Origin of the sequence: Kordiimonas gwangyangensis DSM 19435 = JCM 12864, from assembly GCF_000375545.1 — a bacterium.
In the GTDB taxonomy this organism is placed as follows: domain Bacteria; phylum Pseudomonadota; class Alphaproteobacteria; order Sphingomonadales; family Kordiimonadaceae; genus Kordiimonas; species Kordiimonas gwangyangensis.
In genome coordinates this window covers 91,407-108,031 of sequence record NZ_AQXF01000001.1, presented here as the reverse complement: position 1 = coordinate 108,031, position 16,625 = coordinate 91,407, and the positions used below count along the sequence as shown (strand labels likewise).

At 59.9% G+C, this 16,625-nt stretch carries 12 protein-coding genes; 6 read left to right on the top strand and 6 right to left on the bottom strand.

From position 1 onward, the window contains the following. The first annotated feature begins 150 nt into the window (after positions 1 to 150). From B150_RS0100450 to B150_RS21980, 4 genes are all read left to right on the top strand, one after another. The gene (locus B150_RS0100450) at positions 151 to 1,245 is read left to right on the top strand and encodes a bifunctional nicotinamide-nucleotide adenylyltransferase/Nudix hydroxylase (protein WP_020397899.1); all 1,095 of its coding nucleotides are present in this window, start codon (positions 151 to 153) and stop codon (positions 1,243 to 1,245) included. A 48-nt stretch (positions 1,246 to 1,293) separates the two neighbouring features. Further along, positions 1,294 to 2,694 (top strand): nicotinate phosphoribosyltransferase, encoded by a 1,401-nt coding sequence (locus B150_RS0100445; protein ID WP_020397898.1) that lies wholly within the window; start codon positions 1,294 to 1,296, stop codon positions 2,692 to 2,694. 120 nt (positions 2,695 to 2,814) lie between these two features. After that, positions 2,815 to 3,366 carry an NADPH-dependent FMN reductase gene (locus B150_RS0100440; protein ID WP_051078119.1) on the top strand — a complete coding sequence of 184 codons (552 nt, stop codon included), beginning with the start codon at positions 2,815 to 2,817 and terminating at the stop codon, positions 3,364 to 3,366. Positions 3,367 to 3,644: 278 nt separating this feature from the next. Continuing rightward, positions 3,645 to 6,584, top strand: a complete 2,940-nt coding sequence (locus B150_RS21980; protein ID WP_020397896.1) for a DUF4347 domain-containing protein — start codon at positions 3,645 to 3,647, stop codon at positions 6,582 to 6,584. A gap of 61 nt (positions 6,585 to 6,645) precedes the next feature. On the opposite strand, the gene B150_RS0100430 is transcribed toward B150_RS21980, so the two are convergent. The 4 genes from B150_RS0100430 to B150_RS0100415 form a co-directional block, all read right to left on the bottom strand. Then, complete coding sequence (locus tag B150_RS0100430) at positions 6,646 to 7,320, bottom strand: DUF4386 family protein (RefSeq protein WP_162139631.1); 675 nt, start codon at positions 7,318 to 7,320, stop codon at positions 6,646 to 6,648. Positions 7,321 to 7,428: 108 nt separating this feature from the next. Further along, positions 7,429 to 7,947 carry an anti-sigma factor gene (locus B150_RS0100425; RefSeq protein ID WP_020397894.1) on the bottom strand — a complete coding sequence of 173 codons (519 nt, stop codon included), beginning with the start codon at positions 7,945 to 7,947 and terminating at the stop codon, positions 7,429 to 7,431. After that, entirely contained in the window at positions 7,944 to 8,579 is a 636-nt protein-coding gene (locus B150_RS0100420; RefSeq protein ID WP_020397893.1) for an RNA polymerase sigma factor, read from the bottom strand. The genes B150_RS0100425 and B150_RS0100420 overlap by 4 nt, the downstream gene beginning before the upstream one ends. 1 nt (position 8,580) lies before the next feature. Further along, positions 8,581 to 8,913, bottom strand: a complete 333-nt coding sequence (locus B150_RS0100415) for a hypothetical protein (protein ID WP_020397892.1) — start codon at positions 8,911 to 8,913, stop codon at positions 8,581 to 8,583. A 285-nt stretch (positions 8,914 to 9,198) separates the two neighbouring features. Between B150_RS0100415 and B150_RS0100410 the strand changes: the two genes are divergently transcribed. Continuing rightward, positions 9,199 to 10,269: a S66 peptidase family protein gene (locus tag B150_RS0100410; RefSeq protein WP_162139630.1), complete on the top strand. Its 1,071-nt coding sequence runs from the start codon at positions 9,199 to 9,201 to the stop codon at positions 10,267 to 10,269. Between the two features lie 39 nt (positions 10,270 to 10,308). On the opposite strand, the gene ggt is transcribed toward B150_RS0100410, so the two are convergent. Next, positions 10,309 to 12,093 (bottom strand): gamma-glutamyltransferase, encoded by a 1,785-nt coding sequence (gene ggt / locus B150_RS0100405; protein WP_020397890.1) that lies wholly within the window; start codon positions 12,091 to 12,093, stop codon positions 10,309 to 10,311. 226 nt (positions 12,094 to 12,319) lie between these two features. On the opposite strand from ggt, the gene B150_RS0100400 reads away from it, so the two are divergent. After that, on the top strand, positions 12,320 to 13,201 hold the full coding sequence (locus B150_RS0100400) for a TolB-like translocation protein (protein ID WP_025897392.1): 882 nt from the start codon (positions 12,320 to 12,322) through the stop codon (positions 13,199 to 13,201). A gap of 95 nt (positions 13,202 to 13,296) precedes the next feature. Here B150_RS0100400 and B150_RS0100395 read toward each other — a convergent pair whose 3' ends face one another. Continuing rightward, the gene (locus B150_RS0100395; RefSeq protein WP_020397888.1) at positions 13,297 to 16,563 is read right to left on the bottom strand and encodes a WD40/YVTN/BNR-like repeat-containing protein; all 3,267 of its coding nucleotides are present in this window, start codon (positions 16,561 to 16,563) and stop codon (positions 13,297 to 13,299) included. Positions 16,564 to 16,625: the final 62 nt, after the last annotated feature.

The window sequence follows — 16,625 nt, the reverse complement described above, 5'->3', positions numbered from 1 at the left end:
TGTATGGTGGCATGAGTGTGCAGCCCGGACCATGGTCCGGGGTCAAGCGATTTTAACAAAAAGCTTGATTTTATGAAATTGTTACTGTAACACTATCTATGTGAGCGGACAGACCGCTTGCACACAATCGCCAGCAAGGAGTTTGCGGCAATGAATACTCAGACCTTGGGCCTCCGTGCCAAAGTCCGGTCGGAATACGAGTATGATTTCCTCGTGTTCATCGGGCGTTTCCAACCCTTTCATATTGGCCACAGAACCGTGATTGATGAAGCGCTGAAGCGCGCGCGTCACGTTATTGTGCTTATCGGGTCCGCGCGGGAAGCGCGTTCGATCCGCAACCCCTTCAGCTGGGAAGAGCGCGCGAGCATGATCCGCGACGATTTCACCGCTGAAGAACAGGGCCGCATCCATTGCACCCCGCTGCTGGACCTGCCGTATGCCGAACAAAGCTGGATACGAAATGTGCAGATGAGCGTGCAGGGCATTGCCTGCCAGTATCAGGTGACGGGTGAAACCCGCATCGGCCTGATTGGCCACGCCAAGGACCACACCAGCTATTACCTCAAGATGTTCCCGCAGTGGGGCAGCGTGAATGTGCAGCAGTCCCACAAGATGGACGCCACCACCATTCGCCAGACCTTCCTGCGCCTCGACGGCAGCTTTGACGCTGACACTTTCCGCGCCCTTGGTGCGGCGGACAGCACCACCGCGTGGCTCGCGGAATTTTTCGGCTCGCCCGCGCACCGCGCACTCCAGCATGAGCAGGCGGTGACGGACGACTATCACGCGGCGTGGAAAAACACGCCCTATATTCCCACCTTCGTGACCGTGGATGCAGTGGTGGTGCAAAGCGGGCATATCCTGCTGGTCAAGCGCCGCGCTGCGCCGGGCAAGGGCCTGTGGGCACTGCCGGGCGGCTTTGTTGACCCGCACGAGAAACTGCGCGACGCCGCCATCCGCGAACTGCGGGAGGAAACCAAAATATCGGTGCCTGCGCCGGTGCTCTATGGCTCCATCAAGGCGCGGGAAGTGTTTGATGACCCTTACCGCTCTTCACGCGGCCGCACCATCACCACCGCCTTCTTGATTGAACTGGTGGGTGACGAGAAGGGCCTGCCGCGCATCAAGGGCGCGGACGACGCGGAGAAAGCCCGCTGGGTCCCGATCGCGGACCTGGAGAGCGACCGCCTGTTCGAGGACCATTTCCATATTATCCAGACCATGCTGCGGGATACGCTGGCATGACGAAAGCCCGGCAGACAGACGGCCGGCACTAGGGTCAAGGAGGATCTCATGACCAATATCATTCTCGATACCGACAGCTATAAACATAGCCACTACCTGCAGTATCCTGCGGGCACCACGGTGGTGAACAGCTATGTGGAAAGCCGCGGCGGCAAACATGAGCAGACGCTCTTTTTCGGTTTGCAGGCCTGGCTTTACAAGATGCTGAAAAACCCTGTCACGCTTGAAGATGTGGATAACGCCGCCTGGATTTGCCAGCAGCACGGCGTACCCTTCAACCGGCAGGGGTGGGAGCATATCGTGCATGCGCACGGTGGTTTCCTGCCGCTTGAAATTGAAGCGGTGCCCGAGGGCAGCGTGGTGGACACGCACAATGTGCTTGTGCAGGTGCGCAACACCGACCCCGCCTGCTTCTGGCTCACGAGCTTTATTGAAACCTCGCTGCTGCGCGCGATCTGGTACCCCACCACAGTGGCGACCAACAGCTTTTTCGCCAAACAGGTGATGCTGGCGCACCTCGCACGGACGTCAGACCATGACGCCGAACCCATCGCGCAGTTCATGCTGCATGATTTTGGTGCGCGCGGTGTGTCGTCGGAGGAAAGCGCGGCGCTGGGCGGGCTCGCCCACCTTGTGAACTTCCGCGGTACTGACACCATGGGTGCGCTGCTGGCGGCCAAGCAGTATTACCGTGAACCGATGGCGGCTTTCTCGGTCCCGGCGGCGGAACACAGCACCATGACCAGCTGGACCCGCGACGGGGAAGAGGCGGCCTACGCCAATATGCTGAAGCAGTTCAAGGGATCGAACATCATCTCTATTGTCGCGGACAGCTACGATATCTTTGGTGCGGTTGATAACCTCTTTGGTGGCTCGCTCAAGGATCAGGTGCTTGAGAACGCCAAGGCCGGCTCGCGCCTTGTGGTGCGCCCGGACAGCGGCGACCCCGTGGATACACCGATTGAGGTGATCGAACACCTGATGGACCGTTTTGGCTTCAGCACCAACACCAAAGGCTTCCGCGTGCTGCCCGATTATGTGCGTGTGCTGCAGGGGGACGGCATCACCCCCACCATGGTGGACACCATCCTGACCCGCATGGCGGAGAAGGGCCTGTCAGCAGAGAATATCGTGTTCGGCATGGGCTCGGGCCTATTGCAGCAGGTCACGCGGGACACGCAGCAGTTCGCCATGAAATGTTCGGCCATCGAGGTGGACGGCGAATGGCGTGACGTGTTCAAGGAACCGGTGACCGACATGGGCAAACAGTCGAAGCGCGGTGTGCTGGCGCTGACCGCTGACTTTGAAACCGTGCGGGCTGAGGACCTGCGCGGCCCCAATATGCTGCGCCCCGTTTACCGGGACGGCCAGATTCTGGTGACCGACAGCCTTGAGGCCATTCGCCACCGCGCAGACGGGCTGGTGGCCGAAGCCGTGGCCGCCGCGTGAAAAATTGCCAGCCCGTTTGATGTGGACTGGCATCGCGCGTACAATTTCCTCCACATTCGTCACTTAAAGTGATGGCTTGGGCGCGGCGATAGGGCCGCGCCATGCAATTTTGAGGAGGACATGATGAAGATTATGGCTATCTCCGGAAGCCTCCGGGACAGTTCTTTCAACACAGCAATCCTGCGCACGATGGCGGAGCGCGCGCCTGAGGGGGTGGAGATCACCCTCACCGATATCAGCGCACTGCCCTTTTATAACGAGGACGCGGATGTGGATGGTGGCCCCAGTGTGGTGCAATCCTTCAAGGCGGATATCGCCGCGGCTGATGCGCTGCTGATTGCAACGCCCGAATATAATTATAGCGTGCCCGGCGTGCTCAAGAATGCGATCGACTGGGCTTCACGGCCTGGCTACAAGTCGGTCCTGAAGGATAAACATGTAGCGCTACTCAGCGCATCCATGGCAGGCACTGGCGGCGTGCGGGCGCAGCAGCACCTCAAGAATGTTTTCATGGCCACCCTGTCGCGCGTCTATACCGCGCCGGAAGTTGTGGTGGGCCGCGCACAGGACATGGTTGAGGACGGCCGCGTCACCGATGCCACCACCCTCAAATTCCTGGACCGCTTGCTCACCGGCTTTGTGGCGGAAGTGACCGCTGGAAAAAGCGTGTGACGAGGTGAAAATCTGCCACCAACCGGACGCCCGGAGAAGCTGCGGCTATGGAGGGTAATGGGAAATTCTCTTAAAATTTTAAGGAGTTACTATTGAAAAATTAACCAATTTGGTTAGTACTGATCGAATTGCGCTTCCGATGGGGGAAGTGGCGGTCCGGGCGCAATGTCCGGGCAAAAATTCCACTTAATTCTTGCCCTGTGCGGTTGTTTGCAGTGTCTGCGTTCGGGGCTTCTACAGCCAATTTCAACTGGCTGGCAGTCATACAGGACCAGGCAATGACGAAACATTATTCCCGCACGACCGACACTCACCATAACATGCTCAACACCTCGCCGATGCTGGCAACCGCTGATCGCGCAGCGGCGGTGCAGGCGCAGGAACGCACTGTCGTGCTGGTAGACGATAAGGTTGAGGATTCGCATATTCTTCTTGAAGGCCTTGGGTATGGTACCGAGGTGTTCCGTGTGGGCACCGCTGGCATTGAGGCCTTGGCTGCACAACTGAAGCACGCGGGCCGCGCTGACGCCCTTCATATTGTGACCCACGGTGAGCCGGGTGCGCTGCACCTTGGCGGTGCGCGTATTGACGCGGCAAGCCTTGAGGACGGCAGCACTTTCGCGGCCGCGCTCAAGGATGTCATGGCATCTGGTGCGCGGCTCGCGCTGTGGGCCTGTTCGGTTGGCGCGGATGCAGTTGGTAAAACCTTCACCGAGACACTTGGCGCGCTTACGGGTGCGACAGTGTTTGCAAGCGACCGACCAGTGGGCGCGGGCGCGCTTGGCGGTACGTGGAACCTTGGCACTGCATCGCCATTTACGGGCGCAGCCATGGAACGCTATCCACACACACTTCCGGCTTCGAACGAAGACTTTGATGGCATCACCGCGCAGATCGTCAGCAACACGGACCATTTCAACAACGACAGCACCACGGATTGGAATTTCACCCAAGGCACGCAAGCCCAGATTGCCATTGCAGGCAATTCGAACGGCGGTACCTTCACCAATGGGCTCTCGAATGACGGGTCGGGTGACCGGATCATCTTCCTGAACTACAATGGCCTGACATCCGACCACACCGTCTATAATTTTGAGCAGTCGGACGGTGATCATTTCCGCCTCGAATCCTTTGAGCTTGGTAACAACCTCGCGGGCTATAGCGTGGACGTTACCATCACAGTCCTGATGGATGATGGCGAGGTCGGTTCCGCCACCTTCAACCTGAACACCTCGAGCTCGTCAAACGGCATCACCTATACCTATGGCGGGGACAGTTCCTCGGGCAGCGCTCGGCCCTATGGCACCGTGACGTTCGATGCCACGCAGTACCGAAACGTGGATGAAGTAAGCCTTGTGTACACTGGTGCTGCGACACCGATCATGGACAATATTGTCGTGAGCGCGCCGGTGCCGAACGAAGTTCCTGTGGTCAACACCATCCCGACGGATATTACGGTCACCGAAGACGTTGTCTCCAACTTCTCGCTTACCACGCTTGATCTGACTGATGACAATGATGACGAACTGACGGTTACCCTGAGCATCGACACCGGCACTTTTGTATCGGTGGCAGATGGTGCCGCGAGCGGTGTGACCGAAACGCTTGTCAGCAGCACAGAGATCACCCTCGTCGGTAACGCGGATGAACTGGAAGCCTACCTCAGTGACGCTTCAGTCATTCAGTATCAGGGCGCCAACAATGATAACGGCGACGACGCGGGGCAGTTGACCGTCACCATTGATGACCAGTTCGACACGGTTGGCGCCACGGCCAATATCGATATCACACCAGTGAATGACCTGCCTACCTTTGGCGGCACCCTGAGCGCCAACATTGGTGAAGACAGCGACACGATCGGCGGCACGGCCACGGTTGCGGACGTAGACGCAGGCGAAGACAGCTTTGATGCCAACACCGACACCGGCACCTACGGCACGCTCACCATCGCCGCGAACGGTGACTGGGTCTATGACCTTGATGAAAGCAACACCGACGTGCAGGCGCTTGGCGCCGGTGACACGCTCGGTGACACGCTGACCGTATCGTCGGCTGACGGCACAACGCAGGACATCACCATCACCATCGTCGGGGCCGAGGAAGTCAACGCGCCCTATGATATTGAACTGGCGACAGGCGGCGTGACGGAAAACCAGTCCGGCGTGTTTGTGGGCACCCTTAGCGCGACCGACCCGCAGGGCGACGCGGTCAGCTATTCGGTGAACGACAGCCGCTTCCGCGTTGAAGGCGACAAGCTTTACCTCGCTGTCGGCACCTACCTTGATTATGAGGATGCTTCCTCGCTCACCATCCGTGTTTCGGCAACCGATACTGATGGCTATGTCGGTTCGGCCTTTGTCGAAATTCCGGTGCTTGATGTGGCCAGTGAGACCGGCAGCACCGTCGCGGGCTCGTCCGGCGGTGACATGCTTGGCGGTTCATCGGGCAACGACATCATGGTTGGCGGCCAGGGCAATGACCATATCTCGGGCGGTGACGGCAATGACTTCATCGTGGGTGACGGCGCCAGCGACGGCAGCACCCAGCAAACCCTGAATGTGAACGGTGACCCGAACGAGACCGGCTCTGACACCATTTATGGCGGCGCGGGGGATGACACCATCCTTGGCGGCGGTTGGGACGATGACCTTGTGACCGACAACGGCGCTTACGACGACGGCGAAGAAGTTGAAACCGACGGTAATAACAACTTCATCTGGGCGGGCGCGGGCGATGATGTCGCCGCAGGCTCGGGCGGAAGCGACGTTATCGGCGGCAGCAGCGGCGCCGACACGCTCAAGGGCCTTGGCGGCGATGACACGCTTTATGGCAATGACGATGATGACGTGGTGATGGGTGGCGCTGGCGATGACGTGCTTTATGGCGGCGCGGGCGACGACATGGTGGACGGCGGCACCGGCGATGACCGGCTGTGGGCAGGCGCGGGTGATGACATTCTCACCGGCGGTGACGGGGCTGACACCTTCGCCTTTGGTGCCGCGGCAGGCAATGACACTGTTACCGACTTCAGCGTGGACGATGACATCCTGCACCTTGCCGCGCGTGGTTTTGCCGATGTGGCGGCGGTGGAAGCCGCAGCAAGCAATACCACGGTGGACGGCGAAAGCGGTCTCCTCATCGACCTCGGCAGTGGGGAGAGCGTGTTCCTCATCGGCCTGTCGCTCACCGACCTCGCGGCGATGCAGATCACCGTTTAGGTTTGATACCCATCCAGATGCAAGAAAGGCGACCCTCGGGTCGCCTTTTTTATTGAAGGGTTCAGGCGCGGACGCCCGCCCGCGCACCAAGGCCGCGGACGATGAAATAAAGCGGCAGGATAAGCTGCGCGATCGCAAGCGGCATCAGCATGGGCAGCGGGATACTGTTGCCAATGAAAGCCTGCGACACCGCGCAAACCTGCGTGGCCGCCGCCAGCACACCGTAACCGGTGAGGAGGCGCGGGGCGACCGAGGCGCGGAACAGCATCAGGTAAAAGATGAACAGGCTGAAGCCCGAGGTGCCGATGGCCATGAAATGCGCCCAGTTGCGGCTGGCAGCCACCACCGGCTTCAGGGTTTCAAGCAGCGCTTTTGTCTCAGGCGTTGCGGCTTGATACTGCTGGCTATAGGACACCAGCTCGAGCACGCGGGTATATTCCACTGCCGTCAAGGTCAGGCCCACGGCGGCGAAGGCAACGGCCAGCAGGGCAAGTACGGGGCTGGTCGCATTGAAAATCCGGTAGCTGATTGAGGCTACAATCAGGTTCACGCTCGCGCTCGCTAGCGCCGCAAGGGCGGCAATGCCGAAGGTGACGCTACCGGCGGCGCCTGTGTGCAGGAAGCCGGGTTCGCCTGTCAGCGGCTGCAACAGGGAAAAGTTGATATAGATGCCCACCAGCATCTGGCACAGGAACAGGGTGCCGACAGTGATGCCGGCCACGCGGGGTGTATTCATTTTTTCTCTCGCTATCGTTTTGCCCATGTTTGGCTTTTGGCCTGTGGCGTGCCGGTTTCTCCCGGCTTGTTGCCTGCATGGGGCGGGTTGTTGTTTTTAGTCGGTCAGTCAGTTTTGTTGGTCGGTGCTACTCCTTCCCAATTGGTTGCCTGTGCTGAGGCGCAGGAAAGCGGCGGTCACCAGCAGCATGCCGATCACCATGGCCGAGCCATCTGCGCCAAGGGTTGCGATCTCGCTAAACTGGGTCAGGCGGCTGCTCACCAGGCTTTCGGGTACAAGCGCGGCTTGCCAGGTACCGTTCAGCATCATGCCCACTGTGGCGGCAAGCGTGACGGCGGTGCCAAGGCTTGCGGCAAGCCAGGGCCACCGCACAGATTTCGCACGCTTTTCGCACACCTGTGCGGGCGTGCCCACAGCCATCGCGGCAATACGGGCGGCAACGGCAGCCTCAAACCCCTCAGGGCTTTCCGGCAGCTCAAGCGCTTTAAGGTCAGCGGCAAGGGTCATATGGGCTGTGTAGGCTTCCCGGCAGGCGGGGCAGATTTCCATGTGCTTTGCCGCCTCGCTGTTGCCCGCCATGTCAGCATGGCTGTTCATCAGTGCGGTCATCTGCTCGCAGGTCATCATGGTGTTTGCTCCTTGTGTTCTGGGGCGGGAAGCTCAGTCAGTTCCCCGCGCAGGCGCAGCCGCGCCCGGTGCAGCAGCGTTTTCACGGTGCCTGCGGTGACGCCAAGCGCGGTGGCCACTTCCACAATGCTCATGTCGTCGCGGTAGAAGAGGAAAGTGGCGGTGCGCTGCGCTTCCGGCAGCGCGCTCACCCGCGCCCATATATCTTCACTGGCTTCCTGCCGCATCATCGCCGCAAGCGGGGTGTCGGGCGCTGAGGTGCTATGGGTGGGCTCGTCCACATAGGCCGTGTCGCGGTGCATGTCCTGTGCCTGTTTACGTAGCCTGCTGTTGGCAACGCGCACCGCAATGGTGGCAAGCCAAGGGTAGAAAGCGCGGGAGGTGTCGAACCGGGCGAGGTTTGCGTAAGCGCGCACAAAGGTGTCCTGCGCCACTTCCTCCGCCTCGGCGTGATTTTTGGTTACCATCAGGCACAGGGCGAAGATACGGCGTTCATATAGGTTCACCAATGTGCCAAAGGCCTGGTGGTTGCCGCCCAGCACCGCCTGTATCAGCGCGCGGTCGGTCGGGCAGGGCTGTTGCCCTGCCGTTCCAACCTCGCTGTGCGTGCTTGATGGCTGCCACGTTTCCATATCAGGCGCCGGTGTGGCCCGTGTCGTCCATGAAGCCGAGGCCCATGGTGCTGTAGCCCACCTTCCGGCCGCCGTAATACAGCGGGAAGATCCCGATGAGCAGAAGCGGCGGGAACACAAACCCGAGCACACAAAGCACCACACCCTGCATCGCCATCTCTACCGCTTCGCGCTTCTCCGCGTCGCTGCGCGGGGCGGCGCGCAGGTAGTCGCCAAGTGTGGCGTAGCCTTGCGCTGCCGCTGACTGCCGGTACCCTTTCACCGCGCGGGCGATGAAGATGAGGATGGCCCCAAGGACGATGACCGCAAGCGTTGCTGCAACCATGATAAACATTGTGTTTTCCTTTCAGCGTTCTGTTGCTGGCCCGGTCTCGTGCCGGGCTTTCAGAAACAATACCGCGCCGCAGCCCAAAAGGTTGACACCCATGACAAGATTTTTTGGAGAACGGCGATCTTGATCAAAATATGGAATATTATATTCGGTAGTTCTCCATGTTTTCTGCCATTTTTATCGCGATAGTTGCTGCATGATGCTTGATTTATAATGTGTGATAATATTTTATTCCTTTGAATTGAAGGCAACCAAACGGGCGCTTTGACTGCAGGGAGTATGATGGCAATGGTTGAACGGCGGGATTTTCTGAAGGGTGCGGGGCTGGCGGCGGTAGCTGCACTGGCGAGCACAGTGGGCGGCACGGCAGGTAGCGCGCAGGCGGCTGACAAGGCGTTGCTGCCATCCACCATCAAGCCGAAACGCCTGAAGCGCGGGGACACGGTTGCCATTGTCGCCCCTTCCGGCGTGACGTGGGAGAAATTCACGCTGCAGCTATCCATCGAAAGCCTTGAGGTTCTGGGCCTGAAGGCCAAGGTGTTCCCGCACGCGATGGACCGGCACGGTTACCTCGCGGGCACCGACGCTGACCGCGCCGCCGACCTGATGGCGGCGTTTGAGGACCCTGAGGTGGACGGCATCTTCTGCCTGCGCGGCGGCTGGGGCGCGGCGCGGCTGTTGCCGCTGCTGGACTATGCCATCATCCGTGCAAACCCGAAGGTGCTGATCGGCTATAGCGATATCACCGCGCTTCACACCGCCTTCGCCGCCAAAGTGGGCATGGTCAGCTATCTCGGCCCCAACGCGGGCTCGGCGTGGTATGAGTTCGAGGCCGAGATGATGACGAAGCTGCTGTTTGACGGCAAAAAGCTTGAGTACCGCACCGAGCCAAAGAACGACGGCACCTTGGTGCCGCGCAAGAACCGTAGCCAGACCATTGTGCCCGGTACGGCGGAGGGCTGGCTTGCGGGCGGCAACCTGACGGTGTTTGTTTCCCTCATGGGGTCACCCTATTTCCCGAACCTTGACGGTGCGATCCTGTGCCTTGAGGACATTGGCGAGAAGATTTACAGGGTCGACCGCATGATCACCCAGATCGCGCTCGGCGGTTACCTGAAGGGCCTCAAGGGCATCGTGCTCGGCGGTTTTACCGACTGCGGGCCGGATGAGAGCGAACCCTATGGTGGCTTCACCCTTGGCGAAGTGTTCGAACAGCATTTCGGTGCGCTCGGCATCCCGGTATGGTCCGGCGCGCAGTTTGGCCACATCAAGGACAATGCCACGCTTCCGCTTGGTGCCCGCGCCCGCATTGATGGCGGCAAACGCACGCTCACGCTACTGGAAAGCGCTGTCGCCTGAGCGGCAGCGCCCTTGTTTGATGTGGCGGCTTGATGGGGCCTAGTAGCCGATGGCAGCGCCGTCCTTGCGCATTTCACTGGCACCCCAATAGACCCCGGTTTCAGGGTCGCGGTAGATGGCCTGATAGCCACCGAACGGGCCGGACGTGATGCGGATCTTGTGGCCCTTGGCCTGAAGGGCGGCAACGACTTCTGGCCGCATACCGCTTTCAAGCTCAAGGATGCCGCCGTCTTTCATGCGGGCTTCCCATGTGGGCTCGGTCGAGCCGTCATGGTGGAAGCGGGCGGCGTCACCGGCGTCCTGTACCGTGAGGCCAAAGTCCACCATATTGACCACAATCTGCGTATGGCCCTGCGGCTGCATGGCACCGCCCATCAGGCCAAAGCTCATGAGCGGCTGGCCGTCCTTGGTCATGAAGGCCGGAATGATGGTATGGAACGGGCGTTTGCCGGGCGCGTAAACGTTGGCATGCCCTTCCGTGAGCGCAAACTGTGCGCCACGGTCCTGGAAGATGAAACCAAGGCCGTCGGGCGACAGGCCGGACCCCATGCCGCGGTAGTTGCTTTGAATGAGGGAGACCATCATGCCGCTTTCGTCCGCCACGGTCATATAGATGGTGTCGCCCTTCCTCAGTTTCGGGTCGCCGTGGTCAACCTCCGCCATCGCCTTGTCGGGGTTGATCAGCTTGCGGCGCTCAGCCGCATATTCCTTCGACAGCAGGCCATCAAGCGGAATGTCGGTGAAGTCGGGGTCGGCATAGAATTTGGCGCGGTCCTCGAACGCCAGCTTCTTGGCTTCGACCATCAGGTGAAGTGTCTCGGCAGAGTTCTGGCCGAGGGAGGCGAGGTCATAGCCTTCAAGGATATTCAGCATCTGGAGGGCCGCAATGCCTTGGCCGTTTGGCGGCAGTTCCCAGATGTCATAACCGCGGTAGTTCACTGATACCGGCTCAATCCAGTCGCTGTGGTGGGCTTCAAAATCCGCCTTCCGGAGCGGCCCGCCGATGCGCTTGAAATAGGCGTCCATCACATCCGCGAGCTCGCCTTTATAGAAAGCGTCGCGGCCGCCCTTGGCCAGTTTCTCATAGGTGTTTGCCAGTGCCGGGTTCTTGAAGATGTCACCTTCTTCTGGTGCTTCACCATCGATGAGGTAAACCTTGCGGTAGTTGTCGATCTCCTCGATCACGCCGTCGGCATGCAGTTTCTCGAACGCGGCTTGGCTGCGGCCCATATAGTAGGCGACAACTTGCGTGACCGGGAAACCTTCGCGCGCGTAAGCAATCGCGGGTGCGAGGTTCTCGGCCATATCAAGCTTGCCGAATTTTTCATGCAGGCTGAACCAGCCGTCCACCGCACCCGGCACGGTGACAGACAGGCTGCCCCAGTTGGGGATGATGTCTGCGTCCGCGCCAATGCGGGCCTTAAGCGCCGCAAGATCCTGCCCCATGGGCGCGCGGCCTGAAGCGTTGAGGCCGTATAGCTTTTTGGTCTTGGGGTCCCACACGATGGCGAACAGGTCGCCACCGATGCCGGAGCCTGTGGGCTCCATCAATCCAATGGCGGCGTTGGCGGCGATGGCTGCATCAACAGCCGTGCCACCTTTCTTGAGGATATCAATCGCCACCTGGCTCGCGAGCGGGTGCGATGTTGCGGCCATGCCGTGACGGCCCAAAACTGCGCTTCTGGTTACCCACGGGTTACCGACCACGCGGTCCCCCCGGTTATCGCCCCTCAGCTCACTCATCTTCGCATCCTCCGCATAGGCGGTGCCAGCGCCCGCAAGCATTAGCCCGGCGCCCACAAGCGCCCTCATATGTTTGATCATGTTATACTCCCCTTTATAGGCCCCAAGCCTTTGGGTCTGATCATAAAGCGGACAGCACATTCTTCAAGGTGCGTGCGACGGGGTGCGCAGCATGTGGGGTGGGTTGATAAATTGTTATAGTATATCATTTTGTCCCGACCATAGAACGTTTCACCTCAGGCGCGTTGTAAATCGCGCGGCCTATGCCTTGATGCAAGGGGACTGAAAAATGAAAACAGGGGGTGACATGAAATCCATATCCTTGGCTGTTGCAGCCATCCTTTCCGCCAGTGCGGGCGTTCATGCGAATGGTGGGCATGCGCTTGGTGACGGGCCTTACCTCGGTCAAACGCCGCCGGGTAATAAAGCGCAGGTATTTGCGCCCGGCGTTGTTACCACGCCGGAGTGGGGCGACGCTGGTCGTTTCGCCCCCGATATGAATACATTTTACGTGCAGCGCTGGCGACAGGTGGACGGCGAGACCAAGCGGAAAGCCCTGAAGTTTGAACGCACTGACACGGGCTGGCGCGAGGTTGCGCTGCCGGGCGAGGCGCGGATGCCCTTCTTTGCGCCGGACGGCGAGACCTTGCACTATGGCAAGCGCTACAAGGTGCGCACGGCGGACGGCTGGTCCGAGATGCGCGACCTTGGTGCGCCCTATAACGACATTCGCATCATGACCATGTCGGTCTCCGCGCGCGGCACTTATGCCTTTGACGAGGTGGGCACAAACGGCAACGGCATGTTGCGCTATTCTGAGGTGGTGGACGGCGAGCGGCAGGAGCCAAAACCCTTCGGGCCGGAGATCAACACCGGCACATGGAACGCGCACCCTTTTATCGCGCCTGATGAAAGCTACATCATGTGGGATGGTGAGCGCGAGAGCGGTTACGGCGGGTCCGATCTTTATATCAGCTTCCGGCAGCCGGACGGCACATGGGGCGAGGCCATCAACCTTGGTGACAGGGTAAACACCGCCGCGGAAGAGGGTGGGCCGCACATCACGCCGGACGGCAAATACCTTATTTTTAACCGCGTGGTTACGCCGGCGGACGGCCAAGGTGGCCCGCAGTCTGACCTGTTCTGGATTGATGCGGGTTTCATTGAAGATTTGAGGCCGAAGCAGTAAGGCTGCTCCACCAAGTAACCGGCACACCCCAAAAGAAAAGAACCACCGGGCGTACCCGGTGGTTCTTGATTGAATGGCCAGTTCTACGCCCCAGCTTAGTCGGCGTCTGGCAGGGTTGCTGCGCCGCGTACCCACGGTGCGCCCGCGTCCAGAAGTGCCTGCTCGAACGCCGGGATGGTGGTGCCCATCAGGGTTTCAAGCCGTGCTTTCACACCTTCGAAGGCTTCCAGCGCATAGCCCAATTGCTCATGGCTTTGTGGTGTCGGGCCATAGCGGGTGGAGCTGCTGAACTTGGCGAAGCCCACGCGGCTGGAGATGGTTGCTGGTGTGGCGCCCATCTGGTCCTGCGCGCGTTTGCCGTCAAGCGCTTCATCAAGGCTGAAGAGCTCCGCACGGATTGCAGCAAACTGTGCCTCAAGCCCTGCGCGGTCAGACGTGCGGTCAAGCGCGGTGCGGTAGCCTTCGAGCTGCTTCTGCAGGTCGCCGATCGTGAGGCTGGCTGCGGTTACAGCGGCTTCCGCCTTGGTCACCTTCTGCTGGAACGCAAGGATTTCAGCCGGTGTGGCTTTCTCGATCGTCTTCTCGATACCCTTGGTGACCGTGAAGGTTACCGGGGCCGCAAGCTCACGGATGCTGCCGTTTTCGCGCACGTTCAGCGTCGCACTATACTGGCCCGGCAGCGCCATCGGGCCGCGTGCTTCACCCATCCAGTCAGGCCGCGGCTCGTTGGTGACCGGTTCCTTCAGCATGTGGTGAAGGTCCCATGCCACACGGTGCACACCTTTTTTGTTGGCAGCTGCCACATGGCGCACCACATTGCCCGCCGCGCCACGGATGGTGACAAAGACCGCGGGCTCTTCTTCGCGGCGCTCAGCCTCCAGCACGTCCCACGCCGGGAACAGTACAGCCTTGCCGTCCTTCACTGCCTTCTTGTCAGCTTCAACCCGCTTTTCCTTCGCGGATTTGATGCTGTCCTTGAGGTAGTAGGTGATGAGGGTACCATAGGGCGGGTTGTCGGCCACCCACTGGTCGTCACCCTGGCTGTCGCTATGGAGTTCATCTTCCACATAAAGCAGGGTTTCAGGGTCTGCGAACAGAAGGGCTTCTTTCTCGAGTGCCGCGGCATCAATGCTGCGAAGCGGGGTATAGTCATCAAGGATGAAGATACCACGGCCGAAGCTGCCTGCCACAAGGTCGTTCTCACGGCGCTGGATGCGCACATCGCGGAAGGAGATGGTGGGCACACCGCCCGTCAACTCAATCCACTCCTTACCGCCATCAACCGTGAAATACAGGCCGAATTCGGTGCCGAGGAACATCAGGTCCTTGTTCACATGGTCCTGCGTGATGCGCCACACGAGGTTCTTCTCGCCAAGGCCGTTTGTCATCAGCTGCCACGACTTGCCGCGGTTCGTGCTCTTGATCAGGTAAGGCTTGTAGTCGCCTTCCTTGTGGTTATCGAGCGCGGCATAAACCGTGTCAGCGTCAAAACGGTCAGCGCGGATGTCGTTCACATAGGCATTCGCCGGCACGCCTTTGATCTTGCCGATCTCATAGCGCGTCCAGTTCTTGCCGCCGTCGGACGTTACCTGAATAAGGCCGTCATCGGTACCGACATAAAGGATGTTCTCGTCCACCGGGCTTTCCGCCACGTTCGCGATGGTGTGGAAGTCGGACATGGCGTAAAGGTCCCAGCCCGCTTCACGGCTCCAGGTACGGTCCATCATCGGCATGTGCAGGCGGTTGCCGTTCCGCGTCAGGTCACCCGAGATCGCGGTCCAGCTGTCACCACGGTCATCCGACCGCCACAGGCGCTGCGATGCGTGGTAAAGCCGTTTCGGGTCGTGGTGCGATACGTTGATCGGCGCATCCCAGTTGAAACGCTCCGCCGGGTCACCGGGCTTCGGTTGCGGCTGGATGAAGGTGCTTTCGCGCAGTTTGCGGTCATGCCGGGTCAGGCTGCCCTTTTGCCACTGTGCATAAAGGATGTCCGGGTTACCCGGTTCGGTCGCCGGCTGGTGGCCGTCCGCGCCGAGCACAAGGAACCAGTCGGAGTTCTTGATGCCGTCTGCGCGTTTGGTGCGGCTTGGCCCGCCCTGGGTGGAGTTGTCCTGCGTGCCGCCATAAACATTATAGAAGGGCAGGTCGTCATCCACCGCGATCTTGTAGAACTGGGTGACGGAAATGCCCTGCATGAAACGCCATGTGGCCATGTCGTCCCGGCTTTCATAAAGCCCACCGTCCGAGCCGACGAGGATGAAATCAGGGTCCGTCGGGTGGAAGGCGAAGGCATGGTCATCCACGTGGCGGTTCTTGAGGTTCATGGTGGTCCATGTCTTGCCACCGTCTTTCGACACCGCGCTCGCGTTATTGGACATATAAATGGTGTCGAACGTGTGCGGGTCAGCGAAGATTTCCTGATAGTAGTGCGGGCCAGTGCCGCCTGCCACCTTGTCGGACATTTTCACCCAGCTTGCGCCCTTGTCTTCCGAGCGCCAGAAACCGCCCTTGCGTTCATTGAGCTCGATGGCTGCATAAACCACATTCGGGTTCATCGGCGAGACAACGATGCTGGATTTGCCCATGTCTTCCTTGGGCAGGCCGTTTGTCATCTTCGTCCATGTCTCACCACCGTCGTCGGAGGTATGGAGCGCGGAACCCGGCCCGGTGTTCACAAGTGCTGCGATGGTACGCTGGCGCTGCCATGTGGCGGCATACAGCTTGTCAGGGTTTTCGGGGTCGATGGCGACCGAGCCAACGCCGGTCCATTCATCACCGGGAAGCACGTTGCGCCAGGTTTTGCCACCGTCTGTGGTTTTGAAAAGGCCACGTTCGCCACCCTTTGACCACAGCGGACCTTGGGCCGATACCCAGACGGTGTTCGAATCTGTCGGGTGTACAATGATGTCGCCGATATGCTCGGACGCCTTCAGGCCCATGTTCTTCCAGGTCTTGCCACCGTCCATGGACTTGTAGACACCGTCCCCAAAGGCGATGTGGCGGCCCGCGTTATTTTCGCCGGTGCCAACCCAGATGATGTTCGGGTTGCTCGGGTCGATGGTGACATCGCCGATGGAGTAGACGGCTTCATTGTCAAAAATCGGTTTCCAGGTGGTACCGGCGTTCACGGTTTTCCAAACACCGCCAGAGCCGATGCCCACATACCAGATGTTTGGGTTGGTCTGGTCAACGGCGATATCCGCCACGCGGCCTGACATATAGGCCGGGCCGATATTCCGGACCTTGAGGCCGTCAAACGTTTTGGCCGACATCGGCTTGTCCTTGCCTTTGTCATTGTCGGCGCTCATGGCTGGCGTGGTGGCCAGCATGATCGCAAGTGCAATATTTATCCCGAATTTCATAGGTTTCCCCCTTTTGTTGGCTCCGGTCTGTAACGTTGCGACAGTCAAGCGGCAGTTGCGCC